Raw genomic sequence first — 18,537 nt, 5'->3', positions numbered from 1 at the left:
TTCGATGCCCGCTCCCTGAAGCCGTGGGGCGGCATCGCGTGGAGGCACAGATTATTTCGTCGCCGGCTGCGCCGCTTCTTCCTGCATCTTGTCGATCTCCCGCCGGATATGGGCGGCCTCCGCCGCCGAATGCGCAAGCGCGATGGCGCGGTCGAAGGCGATGCGTGCCGGGCCAATGCGCCCGAGCTGCTTCAGGAGATTGCCGTGCAGGCCGTGATAATAGAAGTAGCCGTCCAGCTTTGCGCCGAGCGGTTCGATGAGGTCGAGTGCGGCCTGCGGGCCGTGCAGCTTGGAAATGGCGACGGCGCGGTTGAGCGTCACGACGGGCGAAGGCTGCACGCGCTCCAGCGCCCGGTAGAGCAGGTCGATTTCCACCCAGTCGGTATCCTCGGCGCGTTTGGCGCGGGAATGGACGGCGGCGATCGCCGCCTGCAGCTGGTAGGGGCCGGGCTGGCGGTGGCGCAGCGCCTTGTCGAGCAGCGCCAGCGCCTCGTTGATGAAGGCCTGGTTCCAGAGCGAACGGTCCTGATCTTCCAGCAGCACGATCTCGCCCTCGGCGCTGAAGCGCGCCGGCCTGCGGGAAATCTGCGAGAGCATCAGGGAGAGCAGCCCCATCAGCTCCGGCTCGGCGGGGAAGATATGCAGCATCAGCCGCGCCAGCCGGATCGCCTCGTCGCTGAAGGCGGCCGCCTCCTGCTCCGGGTCGGCCTGGCTGTAGCCCTCGTTGAAGATCAGGTAGATCATCGTGCTGACGATCGCCAGCCGCTCGGCCCTTTCCTGCGGGCTTGGCGTTTCGAAGGGCACGCCCGCCTTTGCCACCCGCGCCTTGGCGCGCGTGATGCGTTGTTCCATGGCGCTTTCGGAGACGAGGAAGGCGCGCGCGATCTGCGCTACCGTGAGGCCGGAGACGATGCGCAGCGCCAGCGCGATCTGCTGCGTGGCCGGCAGGTCCGGGTGGCAGCAGATGAAGAGCAGCCGCAGGATGTCGTCGCGATAGTTGGAATCGTCCAGCCGCTCGGCAATATCGCTTTCGGCATCCTCCTTGTCGGAAATCTGGTCTTCGTCCGGCAGCGCCTGGATCTTCGCCCGCTTGCGCACCGCGTCGATGCCGCTGTTGCGGCCGACGAAGATCAGCCAGGCGGTCGGATCGCGCGGCGGCCCCTTCTCGGGCCATGTCCGGATCGCCCGCAGGCACGCTTCCTGAAACGCTTCCTCCGCCGTATCGAGATTGCGGAAGTAGCGCAGCAGCGCACCGAGTGCCTTCGGCCGGGCCGAGGCAAGCGCGAGGTCGATCCAGGCAATGTCCGTCATGATGCGATTTCTCCCGGCCTGAACGTGTAGAACGGCCGTATTTCGTAAGAGGTGGAACCCGGATTGACCGCCGAAAGCTCTTTGGAAAAGGCGATCGCCTCATCCAGCGTTTCGAAATCAACCGTGTAGAAGCCGAGAAGCGCCTCTTTCGTTTCCGCAAACGGGCCGTCGACGACGAAGGCCTCGTCCTTGCCCTTGCGCACGGTCGTTGCCGCCGTCGTCGGCATCAGCCGGCCGGTCGGGCCGAGCTTGCCGGCAGCGGCGAGCGGCTCGATCACGGCGTGAAGCTTTCCCATGACGGCAGCCTCTTCCTCCTTGGTCCAGGCGAAGACGGTTTCCTCATTGGCGTAGCAAAGGATTGCGTAAAGCATCGGTTACTCCTCTTTCCGAATGACGAAGGAGTAACCGCTTGGCAGACAGGGCGCATCAAAAAATTATCGATGGGGAAACTGGCAAACGCGATGGAAACACCGGGATTAACCATGCGCGCGCGCTCGGCAAAGGCCGCCATCGAGTTGCCCGATTTGGCCCCGAGAGCTTTGCGCGCTTTCCATCACCTTTTCGTTCGAGACCCCATGACCAGATTCCAGATACTTCTGGCGGCCCTTGCCGCCCTCGTCCTGCCGCGGCAAGCGGCCCATGCTGCCTCGGCGCCGGAAAACTTCCTCTATACGAGCGCCGGCAATCTCGCCGCCGCAAAGGCAACGCTTTCCCGGCCCGATATCGGCGGCGTGCAGGTCGTCTACAACTGGAAAAGCCTGGAGCCTGCCAAGGGCCAGTATGATTTCTCGGCGATCGAAGCCGATCTCGCCATCGCCAAAAGCCTGAACAGGAAGATGTTCATCCAGGTGCAGGACCGCTTCTTCAATCCGAAGGCGCGCAACATTCCCGACTACATGCTGACCGAACCGGAATATGACGGCGGCCTGACCCCGCAATTCGACAATCCCGGAGAGAACAAGCCCGTCGGTTCCGGCTGGGTCGCCCAGCAATGGAACCCGGCCGTGCGCGCCCGCTATCAGGCGCTCCTGAAGGCGCTCGCCGAAAAGTTCGACGGCCAGGTCTACGGCATCAACCTGCCGGAAACCTCCATCGATCTCGACCCCAGGAACGAGCCGAAGGGCTTTTCCTGCGACGCCTATTTTTCGGCCGAGATGGAAAACCTCGCCTTCGCCCGCAAGGTCTTCAAAAAGTCGCTGGTCGTTCAATATGTGAACTTCTGGCCCTGCGAATGGGAGAACGACCATAATTACATGGGCCGCCTCTTCGACTATGCCGCCAGGAACAATGTCGGCCTCGGCGGTCCCGATATCGTGCCGAACCGCAAGGCGCAGATGAAGAACTCCTACCCCTTCTTCAACAAGTACAAGGGCAAGCTCCCCTATGTCGGCCTCGCCGTGCAGGAGCCGACGCTGACCTACAAGAACCCGGCGACAAAAAAACCCTTCACCAGGGAAGAGTTCACCGCCTTCGCTGAGGACTATCTCGGCGCCAACGTGATCTTCTGGAGCACGGCCACACCCTGGCTGAAGAAATGACAAGAGCCGGCAGGCGGTCGCAAGGCCGCCTGCCCCGATATTTTCGAATGCCCTAGCCGACCCAGGCCGAATTGCGGATGACGCTGCAGAAATTGCCTCTGTGGAAATGCGGCTCCCTGTCCGCGATCACATCCGCCTTCACATTGCCGAAAGTCGTTTCCGGCTTGTGCCTGATGCCGTCATAGAAGGTCTGGATGATATCCTCCTTGAAATGCGGCGTGCGCGGATGGGCATGCACCACAGCTTCGCGGTCGGCATCGCCGAAGCCGTGATAGTCGATGCCGAGCACGTCCATCTCCACGCCGGCCGTCACCAGCGCCACGACCGGGTGCATATGCTGCGGAATGCCGGGCGTCGTATGCAGCGCGATCGCTGTCCAGACCGTATCGATATCGGCCTGCGAGATGCCGTAGCTTTTCAGGAAATCGCGCGCGGCATTGGCGCCGTCGACCTCGAAGCGCTCATGCGCCGAACTGTGCTGATGCGTCAGCCCCATGTCGTGGAACATGGCGCCGGCATAAAGCAGTTCCGGATCGAAGCTCAGCCCGCGGCGCTTGCCGGAAAGCGCACCGAAATAATAGACCCGGCTGGAATGGTGGAAGAGCAGCGGCGACTCCGCGTCCCGCACCAGTTCGGTAATGTCGCGGGCAAGCTTGCTGTCGGGAATACTGATGCCGCCGATCGTCAATGTCATCGTCTTTCTCCTTGATGGTGGATGCCAGGGAGCGTAAAAGCCGCTGAATGCGTCAGCAATCGACGCCATCCGTCATTTTCTGCCAAAACCACCCTGCTGCAGACATGAGGCCGTCAGATGAAACCCAGGAACATCGCAATCCTCGCCGTTCCCGGCGTCCAGCTTCTGGATGTCTCCGGCCCGCTCGACGTCTTTGCCGAGGCCAACCTGCAGAGCGGCAAGGAGGCCTACCGTCCTGTCGTCATCGCCACCACGCACGGACATATCCGCAGTTCCTCCGGCGTGCGCCTGGTCGCCGATTATACGATCGAGGATGAGACCGGTCCGCTGGACACGCTGCTGGTGGCGGGCCGCCCCAATGCGGCCGAGACCGAACACGATGCAAAGCTGCTTTCGTGGCTCGGCAAGGCCGCGCCGCAGGCCCGCCGTTACGGCTCGGTCTGCAGCGGCGCATTCCTGCTTGCGGCGGCCGGCCTGCTCGATGGCCGACGCGTGACGACCCACTGGGCCGTCGCAGAGAGATTGAGACAGGCCTATCCCGCCGCAACCGTGGAAGAAGACGCGATCCATGTGGCGGACGGAAAGCTGAGAACCGCCGCCGGCGTCACCGCGGGACTGGATCTTGCCCTCTCCCTTGTCGAAGAAGACCTTGGCCGCGAGGTGGCGATGCGCACAGCAGCCCAGCTCGTCATGTTCTTCAAGCGCCCCGGCGGCCAGATGCAGTTCAGCCGCAAGGGCGAAGCCGCCCCCGCCGGGCGCTCGGCCCTTCAGGAAGTGCAGCGCTGGATCGCCGCCAATCCCGCTGCCGACCACAGCGTCGCCGAGCTCGCCCGCCGCATGGAACTCAGCCCCCGGCATTTTGCCCGCCTTTTTCGCGAGGAAGTCGGCGTGACACCGGCAGCCTGGGTCGAATCCACCCGCATCGCCGCCGCCCGCCGGCTGCTCGAAAGCGGGCACGCACCGAAACAGGTGGCGAGCGAATGCGGCTTTGCCGACGACGACACGCTGCGCCGCGCCTTCATGCGCCATCTCGGCGTCACGCCTGCGGAATACCGCAAGCAATATGCGCATATGAGCCCGGCAAGCTGAGCGGCTAGAATTCGCTCAGCGTCCGCTTCACCGCGTTCTTCCAGCCCTTGAGCTTCGCGGCACGCGTCTTCTCGTCCATTGCAGGCTCGAAGCGGCGGTCGCGTTTCCAGGTGGCGGAAAACTTTTCCCGGTTGGGCCACACGCCTGCCCTGCTGCCGGCGAGCCACGCGGCCCCGAGCGCCGTCGTCTCCAGAATGACGGGGCGGTCGACCGGCGCCTCCAGCAGGTCCGCAAGCCGCTGCATCGTCCAGTCGGAGGCGACCATGCCGCCGTCGACGCGCAGCACCGTATCGTCGGCGCCGTTCTTCCAGTCCTTCTGCATGGCCTCCAGCAGGTCGCGAGTCTGGTAGCAGACGGCCTCGAGCGCGGCGCGGGAAAGCTCGGCCGGGCCGCTGTTGCGTGTCAGCCCGTAGATCGCGCCGCGCGCCTTGGCATCCCAGTGCGGGGCGCCGAGGCCGGTAAAGGCCGGCACCAGATAGACGTCCTGCGTCGGATCGGCTTTCTCTGCCAGGTCGTTGGTATCGGATGCCTTATCGACGATGCCGAGACCGTCGCGCAGCCATTGCACCGCCGCCCCCGCGATGAAGATCGAACCTTCCAGCGCATAGGTCGTCTCGCCGTTCAGGCGATAGGCGATCGTCGTCAGCAGCCGGTTTTTCGAGCGCACCATGTCGCTGCCGGTATTGAGCAATGCGAAGCAGCCGGTGCCGTAGGTCGATTTCAGCATGCCCGGCTCGAAGCAGGCCTGCCCGATCGTCGCCGCCTGCTGGTCGCCGGCGACACCGAGAATGGGTATGGCCGCGCCGAAGAGCGCCGGATCGACCGTGCCGAAATCGTCGGCGCAATCCTTCACCTCGGGCAGCATGGCGGCCGGCACGCGCAGGATGTCGAGCAGGTCCTCGTCCCACGCGTTGGTCGCGATGTTGTACATCAGCGTGCGCGACGCGTTGGTCGCGTCGGTCACGAAACTCTTGCCGCCCGTCAGCCGCCAGATCAGGAACGTGTCGATCGTGCCGAAGCAGAGGTCGCCGCGCGCAGCCCTTGCCCGCGCGCCCTTCACATTGGCGAGCATCCACGAAAGCTTGGTTCCCGAGAAATACGGATCGAGGATGAGGCCGGTCTTCTTCGTGAAGGTGCGCTCCAGGTCCTGCCGCTTGAGGTTGTCGCAATAGCTTGCCGTGCGCCGGTCCTGCCAGACGATGGCGTTCTGGATCGGCTTGCCGGTCTCGCGCTCCCAGACGACGACCGTCTCGCGCTGGTTGGTGATGCCGAGCGCGGCAATATCCGTCGCACTCACCTTCGCTTCGCGCAGCGCCATGTTGACGGTGGAAACGACCGAATCCCAGATTTCCTCGGGATCGTGCTCCACCCAGCCGGAGCGCGGATAGATCTGCGTGAATTCCTTCTGGCCCATGCCGGCGATCTTCATGTCGCCGTCGAAGACGATCGCCCGCGTCGAGGTCGTTCCCTGATCGACCGCCAGAACATATCCACCCATGCGATTCCTCCCGCGCATCCCGTTGTCGTGGCAAATCAATAGGGCAGGTCCGCAGCACTTGGAAGGGTGTAAGTGGCCGCGGCGCACCGCCGCCACTTCCCGATTGCCAGCCCGGCGCCTTTGAGCATAACCTCGCTCTGACGCTGCAATGCAGCATCTCGGCTCCAGGGAGGAAGAAGCATGAAGAGATCAGTCGTCGTCACCGGGTCAACCAGCGGTATCGGGCTTGCGATCGCCTCGGCCTTTGCCGCCAGGGGCGATAACGTCGTCATCAACGGCTTCGGAAAGGAGGATGAAATCAAGGCGATAGTGGAGCGCCTTGAATCATCGTCGAAAGCCGGGGTCCTCTATCATCCGGCCGACATGACGAAGCCTTCCGAGATCGCCGACCTGATCGAGACTGCCGGCAAGACCTTCGGAACCGTCGATGTGCTCGTCAACAATGCCGGCATCCAGCATGTCGAAAAGATCGAGGATTTCCCGATCGAGAAATGGGACCAGATCATCGCCATCAACCTGTCCAGCTCCTTCCATACGATGCGGGCTGCCATCCCGCTGATGAAGGCGAAAAAACACGGCCGCATCATCAACATCGCCTCGGCCCACGGCCTGGTCGCCTCGCCCTTCAAATCTGCCTATGTAGCGGCAAAGCATGGTATATTAGGCCTGACGAAGACGGCGGCTCTCGAGCTTGCCGAATTCGGCGTGACGGTAAACGCCATCTGCCCCGGCTATGTGTTGACCCCGCTGGTCGAAAAGCAGATCCCCGATACCGCCAAGGCGCGCGGCATGACCGAAGAGCAGGTCAAGACTGAGGTCATCCTCAAGGCGCAGCCGACGCACGAATTCGTCAAGGCCGAGGAGATCGGCGCACTGGCGCTTTACCTCGCAAGCGAGGAAGCCCGGCAGGTGACCGGCACGCATATCTCGATTGACGGGGGCTGGACGGCGGCATAACCATTTTAGGAAAAATACTCGGGAACATCATGAACGACAGCATCCGCTTCATCCTCAATGGCGAGGACGTTTCCCTGAAGAACGTCCGGCCGACCGAGACGCTTCTCGATTTCCTCCGGCTGAAGCGGCGGCTGACAGGCACCAAGGAAGGCTGCGCCGAGGGCGATTGCGGCGCCTGCACCGTGCTTGTCGGCCGGCTGATCGACGGCAAGCTCTTCTACGAATCCGTCAATGCCTGCATTCGCTTCATCGGCTCGCTCCAGGCCACGCATGTGGTGACGGTCGAACATCTGGCGGCAAAAGACGGCACGCTGCACCCGGTGCAGCAGGCCATGGTCGATTGCCACGGGTCGCAATGCGGCTTCTGCACGCCCGGTTTCGTCATGTCGCTCTACGGCCTCTGGCTGTCCAACGAGAAGCCCGACCGCGCCGAGATCGAAAGGGCGCTCCAGGGCAATCTCTGTCGCTGCACCGGATACGAGCCGATCGTCAGGGCGGCCGAGCAGGTGAGCCTGCAGCGCCCGAGCACGCTCTTCGATCCGCTGGAAAAGACCCGCGCCGAAATCATCGCCCGCCTCTGGGCCATGCAAGCACCCGAAACGCTGACGATCACGTCCGAGGAAGGCCGTCTCATCGTGCCGCGCTCCGCCGAGGCGCTGGCAAAGATCATTGCGGCCGAACCGGCGGCCACGATCGTTGCCGGCTCCACCGATGTCGGCCTCTGGGTCACGAAACAGATGCGGCAGCTGAACCCCGTCGTCTTCATCAACCACCTGACGGAGCTTCAGTCGATCATTGCCGGCGACTACGGCATCAGCATCGGTGCCGGCGTCACCTATAGCCGCGCTTTGGAAACCATTGCCCGCAAGCTTCCTGCCGTTGCCCGCCTCATCACCCGCATCGGCGGCGAGCAGGTCCGCAACATGGGCACGATCGGCGGCAATATCGCCAACGGCTCGCCGATCGGCGACAGCCCGCCGCCGTTGATCGCGCTCGGTGCGCAACTGACGCTGCGCTCGGTCGAAGGCGCGCGCAGGATGCCGCTTGAGGATTATTTCATCGCCTATGGCAAGCAGGACCGCCGACCGGGCGAATTCGTCGAAAGCGTCTTCGTCCCCTACCCGGTCGCCGAGGCGAAATTCGCCGTCTACAAGATCAGCAAGCGCCGCGACGAGGATATTACTGCCGTGCTCGGCGCCTTCTATCTGGTGCTGGACGAGGCCGAGCGCGTTGCCGAGATCCGCATCGCCTTCGGCGGCATGGCGGCAACGCCGAAACGCGCCCGCAGCGTCGAGGCCGAACTGATCGGCAAGGTCTGGAGCGAGGCAACCATCGAGGCCGCCCGCCCCGCCTTCGACGCCGACTTCCAGCCGCTGACGGACTGGCGCGCCACAGCGGAATATCGCCAGCTCACGGCGAAGAACCTGCTGACGCGCTTCTATCTCGAAACGGTCGGCGCACCAGCCGAACTGAAGCGGTTCGAGGAGGTGGCGTGATGAGAATGGGATATGTTGATGCCGTGTGGCCCCCTCATCCGCCCTTCGGGCACCTTTTCCCCGAGGGGAGAAGGGGGGAACGAGACGGCGCGGCATCCTCTTCTCCCCGGCGGGGAGAAGATGGCGGCAGCCGGATGAGGGGGCCACACGGCACTGCATCTCCTCACGAAGGAGCCCGCTGATGGACAAGTCCACCTTCGAGGATCGCAAGCTCATCAACGGCCAGATGCATGTCTCGCTGCGGCATGATTCAGCACATAAGCATGTCACGGGAAGTGCCGATTATATCGACGATATTCCCGAGCCCGCCGATCTTCTGCACGGCGCGCTCGGCCTGTCCGACCGGGCTCATGCCGAGATCCTCTCGATGGATCTCTCTGAGGTCGCCGCACAGCCCGGCGTCGTCTGGGTCTTCACCGGCAAGGACATTCCGGGCGTCAACGACGTCAGCTCCAACGGCAGCCACGACGAGCCGCTGCTTGCCGAAACCAGGGTGGAATTCCACGGCCAGCCGATCTTCGCGGTGATCGCCGAAAGCCGCGAGATCGCCCGCCGCGCCGCCCGCAAGGCGAAGATCGAATATCGCGACCTGCCGCACTGGAGCGATATAGACGGCGCGATCGAAAACGGCAGCCCGCTCGTCATCACCCCGATGACCCTGCAGCGCGGCGAAGCGAAAGCGGAAATGGAAAACGCCCCGCGCCGGCTGACGGGCCGCATGCGCATCGGCGGCCAGGAGCATTTCTACCTCGAAAGCCATATCGCCATGGCGATCCCCGGCGAGGATGACGAGGTCACTGTCTGGTCATCCACCCAGCATCCGAGCGAGATCCAGCACATTGTCGGCCATGTGCTGCATATCCCTTCGAATGCCGTCACGGTCAACGTGCGCCGCATGGGCGGCGGCTTCGGCGGCAAGGAAACGCAGGGCAACCAGTTTGCGGCCCTTGCCGCGGTTGCGGCCAAGAAGCTGAAGCGCGCCGTCAAGTTCCGTCCCGATCGCGACGAGGACATGAGCGCCACCGGCAAGCGCCACGATTTCCGCGTCGATTACGAACTCGGCTTCGACGACGAAGGCCGCATCCACGCGGTCGACGCCACCTATTCGGCCCGCTGCGGCTTCTCCTCGGACCTCTCAGGCCCCGTCACCGACCGCGCCCTCTTCCATGCCGATTCCAGCTATTTCTACCCGCATGTGCATCTGGTCTCGCAGCCGCTGAAGACGCATACGGTCTCTAACACCGCCTTCCGCGGTTTCGGCGGCCCGCAGGGTATGCTCGGCGCCGAACGCTTCATCGAGGAGATCGCCTATGCCGTCGGCAAGGATCCGCTCGATATCCGCAAGCTGAATTTCTACGGCCAGCCGGGGTCCGGACGCACCACCACGCCCTACCATCAGGAGGTCGAGGACAATATCATCGCCCGCGTGGTCGACGAATTGGAGGAGAGCGCCGACTACCGCGCCCGGCGCAACGCCATCGTCGCCTTCAACCGCGACAGCCGCTATATCCGCAAGGGCATTGCGCTCACGCCGGTGAAATTCGGCATTTCCTTCACCATGACCGCCTTCAACCAGGCCGGCGCGCTGGTCCATATCTATCAGGACGGCTCGATCCACCTGAATCATGGCGGCACGGAAATGGGCCAGGGCCTCTATACCAAGGTGGCGCAGGTTCTGGCCGACAGTTTCCAGGTCGATATCGACCGGGTGAAGATCACCGCGACGACGACCGGCAAGGTGCCGAACACCTCGGCGACCGCCGCCTCCTCCGGTTCGGATCTGAACGGCATGGCAGCCTTCGACGCGGCCCGCCAGATCAAGGAACGGCTCGTCGCCTTCGCGGCGGAGAAATGGAGCGTTCCGGCGACCGACATCGTCTTCCTGCCCAACCGTGTGCGGGTCGGCGAGATCGAAATCCCCTTCCCCGATTTCATCAAACAGGCCTATTTCGCCCGCGTGCAGCTGTCGGCCGCCGGCTTCTACAAGACCCCGAAGATCCACTGGGACCGCAAGGCCGGCCGCGGCACGCCCTTCTACTATTTCGCCTATGGCGCCGCCTGCAGCGAAGTGTCTATCGACACGCTGACCGGCGAATATCTCGTCGACCGCACCGATATCCTCCACGATGTCGGCCGCTCGCTGAACCCGGCAATCGATATCGGCCAGGTCGAGGGCGCCTTCGTCCAGGGCATGGGCTGGCTGACGACCGAAGAACTCTGGTGGGACGACAAGGGGCGGCTGCGCACCCACGCGCCTTCCACCTACAAGATCCCGCTCGCCTCCGACCGGCCGAAGATCTTCAACGTGCGCCTTGCCGAATGGTCCGAAAACGCGGAAGCCACGATCGGCCGCTCCAAGGCCGTCGGCGAACCGCCCTTCATGCTGGCGATCTCGGTGCTGGAAGCCCTTTCCATGGCGGTCGCAAGCGTTGCCAACTATCGCGTCTGCCCGCATCTCGATGCGCCTGCCACGCCCGAGCGCGTGCTGATGGCAGTCGAGAGGATGAAGAGGGTGTAGCCATGACGCGGCGCGAAATCCTTTCCGGTTTTGTGCCCGGCAGCGACTTCCGCGCCTTTCTGGCCCTGCAGCCCGAAGCGATCCTGATCGAGATATCGGGCACGCAAGGTTCGACGCCACGCGAAGCCGGCACCTTCATGCTGGTTTCGGCGGCAAGTGTCTGGGGCACGATCGGCGGCGGCCATTTCGAATATATCGCGATCGGCAATGGCCGCGCCCTGCTCGCCGGCAGCGGCGGCACGGAGACGATGGATATTCCGCTCGGCCCGGAAATCGGCCAGTGCTGCGGCGGCCGCACGCAACTGCGTTTCCGCCGCGTTACCGATACGGTCCGGAACGAGATGGAGAGAAGGCAGGAAAGCGAAGCCGATAGCCTGCCGGAAGTCCATGTCTTCGGCGCAGGCCATGTCGGCCGCGCGCTGGCGGCAGCGCTCGCACCGTTGCCGCTATCCGTCACCGTGATCGAAACCCGGCAGGACGAGCTTGCCAATCTGCCGGTCCCGACGAAAAGCCGCCTCGTGCCGATGCCCGAGGCCTTGGTGAAGGACATGCCCGCCGGCGCGGCACTCGTCATCCTCACGCACGACCACGCGCTCGATTTCCTCATCGCCCGCGAAGCGCTCGCCCGCACCGACCTTGCCTATATCGGCATGATCGGCTCGGCGACCAAGCGGGCGACCTTTGCGAACTGGCTTTGCCGCGAGGCGGGCGGCGAGCGCGCCTGGCTCGATCGCCTCACCCTGCCGATCGGCGGATCGGCGGTGAAGGACAAGCGCCCGCAGGTGATCGCCGCCATGACGGCCGCCGAAATCCTAACGGCGCTTGCCGCCTATCGCGACCGGTCGTCCTCGTAGCGCGGGTCGCGCCCGTCCAGGAAACCGAGATCGCGCTTGATGCGGTCGGGCGTGACATCCATATCGAGCTTCGGCATGCGGCTGCCGATCCCCCGGAGCAGCCGGCGGGCAACGGTGGCGATCAATGCCTCTCTTGCGACAGAACGGTTCTCTTCGATAGCCTGGCAATCCATGACATCACCTTGATGGTTTGATGAGATGATTGCAGTTTGCAGCGAAAAATGATGCAATTCCAATCGAACAACCGTCTGAACTCATAAAGAGAACTTATCCATGAAACTGTCGAAGCAGTTCCCGCTGAATGCGCTGCGCGTCTTCGAATCCGTGGCCCGGCTCGGCAGTTTCACCAAGGCCGGCGACGAGCTCGGCATGACGCAGACGGCCGTCAGCTACCAGATCAAGCTTCTGGAGGAGAATATCGGCGAGCCGCTGTTCCTGCGCCGGCCGCGCCAGATCGAACTGACGGAAGCGGGCAGATATCTCGCCCCCAGGGTCTCCGACGCGTTCAACATCCTGATCGACGCCATGGCCTCGATGCGCAAGGCGACCGAGGAAACGCTGACGATCCATTCGACGGCAACCTTCGCCCAGCAATGGCTGTCGCGCTACATCGGCTCCTTCCAGCTGCAGTTTCCGGATATCGCCGTGAGGCTCGTCACCTCGGGCAATCTCGTCGATTTCCAGAAGGAGGCCGCCGATGTCGCAATCCGCTGGGGCCGCGGCGATTGGCCGGGCCTCATCAGCCACCGCATCATGAAGCTTGATTACGCCCCCATGCTGAGCCCGAAACTCGCTGCCGAAATCGGCGGCGTTCACGAGCCCGCGGACCTGTTGAAACTCCCCCTGATCAGCGCCGGCGATCCCTGGTGGGCGCAATGGTTTGCGGCCGCCGGCGTCGAGGACGCCGATCTTTCCCGCTATCCGAAAAGCGAATTCGGCACGCAGATCCTCGATGCCAGCATCGCCATGGCCGGCGGCGGCGTCGCCATGCTCAATCCCGGCCACTTCCAGGACGATGTCGCCGCCGGAAGGCTGTACCAGCCCTTCGAACTGACCGGCTACGACGGGCGCGACTACTGGCTGGCCTATCCCGAGAACAGGCGCAACGTTCCGAAAATCAGGAATTTCCGGAAATGGTTGCTGGACAAATTCCATGTCGAGCAGGAAGGGCTCTCAGACTGAGCGCTTAAAAGCCCATTTCAGGCGCATAGAAACATCGCGGCGTGTCCTCGTTCGGAAACAGGCAGATGTGATATTCGCTGTCGCCCGAATGCATCGCCTTGGTCATCGGCAGCAGAAAGACATGGTAGCGTGTCACGAGCCGGTGATCGCCAGGCTTCAGCGTCACGCGATAGCCGTAGGGCGTGATCGCCACGGTCTTGGACGGGATCATCTGGCAATCGCCGTTCTCGGCATTTCCATTGCAACAATAGGGGTCGTAGCTCCACCCCGTACCGGCGTCGTGGGCTGTCGCGAACGACGCATAGGCAATCATCACACATGTCAGAATGCTGCGCATGGGCATCTTCTCCGTCGATGAATGCGCCGCCGGCATGATGCGGTTTCCCCTCATACCGGCGGCTTGCGTTTAAAAACTGTAACCCAAACTTCACATTTCAAGAAACCGCCTGCCCCGCATCGGAGCACCGGCGGAAAACAGGATGTCGCAGAAATCCGCGATTTTTTAAGGCACGCGAATGCCGTGCCCGCCTCACGCAACCGGATTGCCACCCCAAATTGCGCGGATATAAATATTTCCATGGAAGAGCAGCGATATGCTTTTGGCCGTTTCATGCTCGACCCCGGCAGCGGCGTGCTGCGGCGGGACGGCCAGCCGGTCCCGCTCGGCCAGCGCGCGATCGCGCTTCTCAAGGCGCTGCTCGATGCGGACGGAAGACCGGTCGGGAAGGAGGCGCTGATCGAGGCGGGCTGGCCGGGGCTGATGGTGGAGGAAGGCAATCTCTCGGTCCAGATCGCGCATCTGCGCAAGGCGCTCGGGCAGCGGCCGGACGGCCAGGAATGGATCGTCACGCTGCCGCGCCTCGGCTACCGGCTCTTACGCAGACAGGTCGCCGTCGCCGAAACCGGGGATGACATATTCCCCTCGCTCGCGGTCCTGCCCTTCGAAAATCTGAGCGGCGATCCAAAGCAGCAGTATTTTGCCGACGGCATCGTCGACGACATCATCACGGCGCTCAGCCGCTTCACGTCCTTTGCCGTCATCGCCCGCAATACCAGCTTCGTCTATCGCGGCGGCGATATCAGGAAGATTGCCAGTGAACTCGGCGTCAAATACGTGCTCGAAGGCAGCCTCAGCAAATCCGGCAGCAGGCTGCGCATCTATGCCCGCCTCGTGGATGCGGTGGCCAATGTGCAGCTCTGGGCGCAAAGCTTCGACGGCGATCTGGAAGAGGTCTTCGAATTCCAGGACCGCATCACCGAATCCGTTGCCATAGGCATCGAGCCGCATGTCCACCACGCCGAGCTGGAGCGGGCGCGTCGGGAGCGGCCGGGCAGCATTTCCGTCTATGACATCTGCCTGCAGGTCCTGCCGAAGATTCTGGCCGAAACCTCGGCCCAGAACGCCGAGGCGCATGCGCTGCTGACCGAGGCACTTGAGCGCGAACCGGACAATGCCCGCATCCTGGCACTTGCCTCCTACACGCTCGAACATCGCAGGACGATGGGTTGGCCGCCCTTCGGGCCTGACGATGCGGAAAAATGCGTGGCGCTCGCGCGCCGGGGCATCGCCTTGGCAAGGGGCGACGCGACGATCATGGCCACCTGCGGCATGTCGCTCATTCAGGTCGGGCGCGAATATGATTGGGGCCTGGCGATCATGCAGGCCGCCGTCGACCTCAATCCGAACAGCCTCAACGTGGTCCTGCGGGCAGGAATTGCGCATCTTCATTGCGGCAACCTCGATCGCGCGCAGGAATATCTCATGCGCGCCCACCGCCTGAGCCCGCTTGATCCTTATGCCCACATCACCTTCTGCGGCCTTGCCGATATCGAGATGATCCGCGGCAATTACGAGCAGTCGCTTCTCTGGGCGTCGCGCTCGCTGGCGCTGAACCCGAACTTCGATCCGACGGTCTGGATTCTGATCACCGACAACGTGAATCTCGGCCGCATCGACGAGGCCAGGCGCTTCCTGCAGCATCTCCTGCGCATTGCGCCCGACAGCACGCTGGCAAGCATCGCGGCCGGCCAGGCAACCAAGGTTCCCGAACGCCTGGCCCTCGTTCTGGACGGGCTGCGCCGCGCCGGTCTGCCCGAAGCTTAGCAACGTTTCGGCATTCTTTGGATCTTTTAGGCTGCCGCTAAAGGACCCGGCGCAGGCAGGCGGGGCAATCTCCTCTCATCGCGCAGACGGCGCACCAGCATGAGAGGTTACGATGTTATCGCCCCTGACGATCCTGTCGCCCGACCAGGGCAAGCTTACGCCGGCTCCCCGCTCTGTCGGCCAATTCGATGCCCGCCTGCTGGCGGACATTGCCGATTGTATCGCCGAGCCCGAGGCACCGGCTTCGGCCGGCTCGCGGGTCGCCGCAATAGCGGCCTTCCTTCGCGGCAAGCTGCGGCTGCGCGCCACGCCCGCTGCAAGACGGCCCCTGTCTGTGGAGCCCTGAACTAGTGCTTCTTCTTCTGCTGCTGCTCGGCAGCCGCGACGCGGTTCAGCATCGCCACCATCTTCTTCTTGATCGAGCCGTAGGTGCCGAGTTCGAAATTGCAGCTGAAGCAGGTGATGATGTCGCTGTCGATCGGCTGCGGGCGCGGAAACTTCATGCGCGTGTTGCGGCATTTCGGGCAAGGGACTTCGATCTGCATGTTTCAGCGGCTCCTCAATAGCGTCGTTGGCGATGCCTTAGCACAAATGCCGCACCCGGCAAGCTCTTCCTGCCCCGTGAGCGCTTCCCGCAGCGCCTGCTGCGGCAAGAAACCCCACGTTCCCCCTTCCCTCGCTGGCGAATTTCTCGCAATCTCACGAGTCGGGAAGAAGAACAGGGGAACTGAATGTATGAATATGCCATAGCGTGGGAGTGGCTGGCCTTTGCGGCGCGCTGGTTCCATGTGGTCACCGCGATCGCCTGGATCGGGTCGTCCTTCTATTTCATCGCGCTCGACCTCGGCCTGGTAAAGCGCCCGCATCTGCCCGCCGGCGTCCACGGCGAGGAATGGCAGGTCCATGGCGGCGGCTTCTACCATATCCAGAAATATCTGGTGGCGCCGGCCGAGATGCCGGAACATTTGACCTGGTTCAAATACGAGAGTTATTTCACCTGGCTCTCCGGCTTCCTGATGCTGTGCATCGTCTATTACGGCGGCGCCGATCTCTTCCTCATCGACCGTCATGTGCTGGATATTTCCAGGCCCGTCGCGATCCTGATTTCGCTCGCCTCACTCGCCGGCGGCTGGATCGTCTACGACCTGCTCTGCAAATCGCCGCTCGGCAGGAATACCTGGGGTCTGATGGCGGTTCTCTACCTCGTGCTGGTCTTCATGGCCTGGGGTTATACGCAGGTCTTCACCGGCCGCGCCGCCTTCCTGCATCTCGGCGCCTTTACCGCCACGATCATGTCGGCCAACGTCTTCATGATCATCATTCCCAACCAGAAGATCGTCGTTGCCGACCTGATCGCCGGCCGCACGCCGGATGCCAAATATGGCTATATGGCCAAGCAGCGCTCGCTCCATAACAACTACCTGACGCTGCCCGTCATCTTCTTCATGCTGTCGAACCACTATCCGCTGGCCTTCGGCACCGCCTTCAACTGGGTGATCGCCGCGCTCGTCTTCCTGATGGGCGTCACGATCCGCCACTGGTTCAACACCACGCATGCGCGCAAGGGCCGGCCGACCTGGACCTGGATCGTCACCGTCGTGCTCTTCATCCTCATCATGTGGCTGTCGACCGCGCCGAAGATGCTGACCGGCGAGGATCAGAGCGCGTCCGTGGCACCCGCCTTCCGGCAGTTCGCCGGCGACCCGCATTTCCCTGAAGTCAGGCAGCTGATCGGCACGCGCTGTTCCATGTGCCATGCGGCAGAGCCGGTCTATGAGGGTATCGCCCGGCCGCCGAAGGGCGTAATCTTGGAAAACGACGCCGAAATCGCCGCCCATGCCCGCGAAATCTATATACAGGCGGGCCGCAGCCATGCCATGCCGCCGGGCAACGTGACCGATATCACGCCCGACGAGCGCAGGCTGCTCGTCGCCTGGTTCGAAAGCGCAGTCGAAAGCAACAAAGAATGACCACGACACTCCTGCGCGGGCGCCTGCTCTCCTTCCGCCGCGCCCCGCTCAGCCTCGCAGACAGCGAGAGCTATCTTTACGAGGAAGACGGCGGCCTGCTGATCAAGGACGGCATCATCGCCGCCGTCGGCGCCTATGCCGATATCAGGGCCAAGGCACCGGCCGGGGTCAGCGAGACCGATCATCGCCCGCACCTCATCCTGCCCGGCCTCATCGACATGCACCTGCATTTCCCGCAGATGCAGGTGATTGCCTCCTATGCCGCCAACCTCCTCGAATGGCTCAACACCTACACCTTCCCCGAGGAATGCCGTTTCGTCGAAAGCGCCCATGCGCAGAGGATCGCCACGCATTTCTACGACGAACTGATCCGCCACGGCACAACGACGGCCGTTGCCTATTGCTCGGTCCACAAGACCTCCGCCGACGCCTTTTTCGCCGAGGCCATGCGCCGCAACATGCGCATGGTCGGCGGCAAGGTGATGATGGACCGCAACGCGCCGCAGGGCCTGCTCGATACGCCTGAAATGGGTTACGACGAAACCCGGCAGGTGATCGCCGACTGGCACGGCAAGGGCCGCAACCACGTCGCCATCACGCCGCGCTTCGCCATCACCTCGACGCCGGCGCAGATGGAAGCGACGGCAACGCTTGCCCGCGAATTCCCCGACCTGCACATCCAGACGCACCTGTCGGAAAACCACGACGAGATCAAATTCACCTGCGAGCTCTATCCGGAAGCGGCCGACTATACGGATATCTATGCGCGCTACGGCCTGCTCGGCCCGAAAAGCCTTTTCGGCCACGCCATCCATCTGTCGGAGCGCGAAGCCGACGCCATGAGCGAGGCCGGCGCGGTCGCCGTCCATTGCCCGACCTCCAACCTCTTCCTCGGCTCCGGCCTCTTCCCGCTGAAGGCGCTTGCCCGCCGGGAAAAGCCCGTCCGCATCGGCGTCGCCACCGATATCGGCGGCGGTTCCAGCTATTCCATGCTGCGCACGATGGACGAGGCCTACAAGATCCAGCAGCTTCTCGGCGAGCGGCTGAACCCGCTGGACAGCTACTATTACATGACGCTCGGCAATGCCGAGGCGCTGTCGCTTGCCGACAGGATCGGCACGCTGGATGCCGGCACCGACGCCGACCTCGTCGTTCTCAACGCCGCAGCGACACCGGCCATGGCGCTGAAGATGGACGTCGTGAAGACCCTTCCCGAAGAGCTGTTCCTGCTGCAGACCATGGGCGACGACCGCGCCGTCGCGGAGACCTATGTGGCCGGCGTGGCGATGAAGGCATCCTTGAACTGAAGCGAAGGCAATGGTCGGC

At 63.4% G+C, this 18,537-nt stretch carries 18 protein-coding genes; 11 read left to right on the top strand and 7 right to left on the bottom strand.

Annotated elements, in window-relative coordinates; all coding sequences use genetic code 11:
* Window positions 1-51: 51 nt before the first annotated feature.
* Window positions 52-1,311 carry an RNA polymerase sigma factor gene (locus ACU8HS_RS15375; protein WP_447014659.1) on the bottom strand — a complete coding sequence of 420 codons (1,260 nt, stop codon included), beginning with the start codon at window positions 1,309-1,311 and terminating at the stop codon, window positions 52-54.
* Window positions 1,308-1,682 (bottom strand): YciI family protein, encoded by a 375-nt coding sequence (locus ACU8HS_RS15370; protein WP_112757098.1) that lies wholly within the window; start codon window positions 1,680-1,682, stop codon window positions 1,308-1,310. Before ACU8HS_RS15370 ends, ACU8HS_RS15375 begins: the two co-directional genes overlap by 4 nt.
* A gap of 204 nt (window positions 1,683-1,886) precedes the next feature.
* Between ACU8HS_RS15370 and ACU8HS_RS15365 the strand changes: the two genes are divergently transcribed.
* Entirely contained in the window at window positions 1,887-2,849 is a 963-nt protein-coding gene (locus tag ACU8HS_RS15365; RefSeq protein ID WP_112757211.1) for a hypothetical protein, read from the top strand.
* Window positions 2,850-2,901: 52 nt separating this feature from the next.
* On the opposite strand, the gene ACU8HS_RS15360 is transcribed toward ACU8HS_RS15365, so the two are convergent.
* Entirely contained in the window at window positions 2,902-3,543 is a 642-nt protein-coding gene (locus ACU8HS_RS15360; protein ID WP_447014658.1) for an HD domain-containing protein, read from the bottom strand.
* 117 nt (window positions 3,544-3,660) lie between these two features.
* Between ACU8HS_RS15360 and ACU8HS_RS15355 the strand changes: the two genes are divergently transcribed.
* On the top strand, window positions 3,661-4,632 hold the full coding sequence (locus ACU8HS_RS15355; RefSeq protein WP_112757100.1) for a DJ-1/PfpI family protein: 972 nt from the start codon (window positions 3,661-3,663) through the stop codon (window positions 4,630-4,632).
* 4 nt (window positions 4,633-4,636) lie between these two features.
* Here the strand turns inward: ACU8HS_RS15355 and glpK are convergent, their stop codons facing one another.
* Window positions 4,637-6,130 carry a glycerol kinase GlpK gene (glpK, locus tag ACU8HS_RS15350; RefSeq protein WP_112755925.1) on the bottom strand — a complete coding sequence of 498 codons (1,494 nt, stop codon included), beginning with the start codon at window positions 6,128-6,130 and terminating at the stop codon, window positions 4,637-4,639.
* Between the two features lie 180 nt (window positions 6,131-6,310).
* On the opposite strand from glpK, the gene ACU8HS_RS15345 reads away from it, so the two are divergent.
* The 4 genes from ACU8HS_RS15345 (at window position 6,311) to xdhC (ending at window position 11,955) form a co-directional block, all read left to right on the top strand.
* Window positions 6,311-7,087 carry a 3-hydroxybutyrate dehydrogenase gene (locus ACU8HS_RS15345; protein WP_112706055.1) on the top strand — a complete coding sequence of 259 codons (777 nt, stop codon included), beginning with the start codon at window positions 6,311-6,313 and terminating at the stop codon, window positions 7,085-7,087.
* Window positions 7,088-7,116: 29 nt separating this feature from the next.
* Window positions 7,117-8,583: a xanthine dehydrogenase small subunit gene (gene xdhA / locus ACU8HS_RS15340; protein ID WP_112755921.1), complete on the top strand. Its 1,467-nt coding sequence runs from the start codon at window positions 7,117-7,119 to the stop codon at window positions 8,581-8,583.
* Window positions 8,584-8,764: 181 nt separating this feature from the next.
* Window positions 8,765-11,101, top strand: a complete 2,337-nt coding sequence (gene xdhB / locus ACU8HS_RS15335; protein ID WP_113412118.1) for a xanthine dehydrogenase molybdopterin binding subunit — start codon at window positions 8,765-8,767, stop codon at window positions 11,099-11,101.
* Window positions 11,102-11,103: 2 nt separating this feature from the next.
* Complete coding sequence (xdhC, locus tag ACU8HS_RS15330; RefSeq protein WP_113412117.1) at window positions 11,104-11,955, top strand: xanthine dehydrogenase accessory protein XdhC; 852 nt, start codon at window positions 11,104-11,106, stop codon at window positions 11,953-11,955.
* Here xdhC and ACU8HS_RS15325 read toward each other — a convergent pair.
* The gene (locus ACU8HS_RS15325; RefSeq protein WP_113412116.1) at window positions 11,931-12,128 is read right to left on the bottom strand and encodes a hypothetical protein; all 198 of its coding nucleotides are present in this window, start codon (window positions 12,126-12,128) and stop codon (window positions 11,931-11,933) included. The genes xdhC and ACU8HS_RS15325 overlap by 25 nt on opposite strands.
* A 100-nt stretch (window positions 12,129-12,228) precedes the next feature.
* Between ACU8HS_RS15325 and ACU8HS_RS15320 the strand changes: the two genes are divergently transcribed.
* Complete coding sequence (locus ACU8HS_RS15320) at window positions 12,229-13,137, top strand: LysR substrate-binding domain-containing protein (protein WP_112563400.1); 909 nt, start codon at window positions 12,229-12,231, stop codon at window positions 13,135-13,137.
* A gap of 4 nt (window positions 13,138-13,141) precedes the next feature.
* On the opposite strand, the gene ACU8HS_RS15315 is transcribed toward ACU8HS_RS15320, so the two are convergent.
* Window positions 13,142-13,474, bottom strand: coding sequence for a hypothetical protein (locus tag ACU8HS_RS15315; protein WP_112563418.1), 333 nt, complete (start codon window positions 13,472-13,474; stop codon window positions 13,142-13,144).
* Between the two features lie 240 nt (window positions 13,475-13,714).
* On the opposite strand from ACU8HS_RS15315, the gene ACU8HS_RS15310 reads away from it, so the two are divergent.
* Together ACU8HS_RS15310 and ACU8HS_RS15305 are read left to right on the top strand one after the other, a co-directional pair.
* A complete protein-coding gene (locus ACU8HS_RS15310; protein ID WP_447014657.1) occupies window positions 13,715-15,241 on the top strand; it encodes a winged helix-turn-helix domain-containing tetratricopeptide repeat protein in 1,527 nt (508 codons plus the stop codon).
* A gap of 112 nt (window positions 15,242-15,353) precedes the next feature.
* Window positions 15,354-15,587 carry a hypothetical protein gene (locus tag ACU8HS_RS15305; protein WP_447014656.1) on the top strand — a complete coding sequence of 78 codons (234 nt, stop codon included), beginning with the start codon at window positions 15,354-15,356 and terminating at the stop codon, window positions 15,585-15,587.
* Between the two features lies 1 nt (window position 15,588).
* Here ACU8HS_RS15305 and ACU8HS_RS15300 read toward each other — a convergent pair whose 3' ends face one another.
* Window positions 15,589-15,786, bottom strand: a complete 198-nt coding sequence (locus ACU8HS_RS15300) for a hypothetical protein (RefSeq protein WP_112568825.1) — start codon at window positions 15,784-15,786, stop codon at window positions 15,589-15,591.
* A gap of 186 nt (window positions 15,787-15,972) precedes the next feature.
* Between ACU8HS_RS15300 and ACU8HS_RS15295 the strand changes: the two genes are divergently transcribed.
* The gene (locus ACU8HS_RS15295; protein ID WP_447014655.1) at window positions 15,973-17,211 is read left to right on the top strand and encodes a urate hydroxylase PuuD; all 1,239 of its coding nucleotides are present in this window, start codon (window positions 15,973-15,975) and stop codon (window positions 17,209-17,211) included.
* Entirely contained in the window at window positions 17,208-18,518 is a 1,311-nt protein-coding gene (guaD, locus tag ACU8HS_RS15290) for a guanine deaminase (protein ID WP_447014654.1), read from the top strand. Before ACU8HS_RS15295 ends, guaD begins: the two co-directional genes overlap by 4 nt.
* Window positions 18,519-18,537: the final 19 nt, after the last annotated feature.

Source organism: Rhizobium sp. KDH_Rht_773_N (assembly GCF_052946295.1).
Note: the sequence above shows the minus strand (reverse complement) of the source record. Positions and strands in the feature narration are given on the sequence as shown.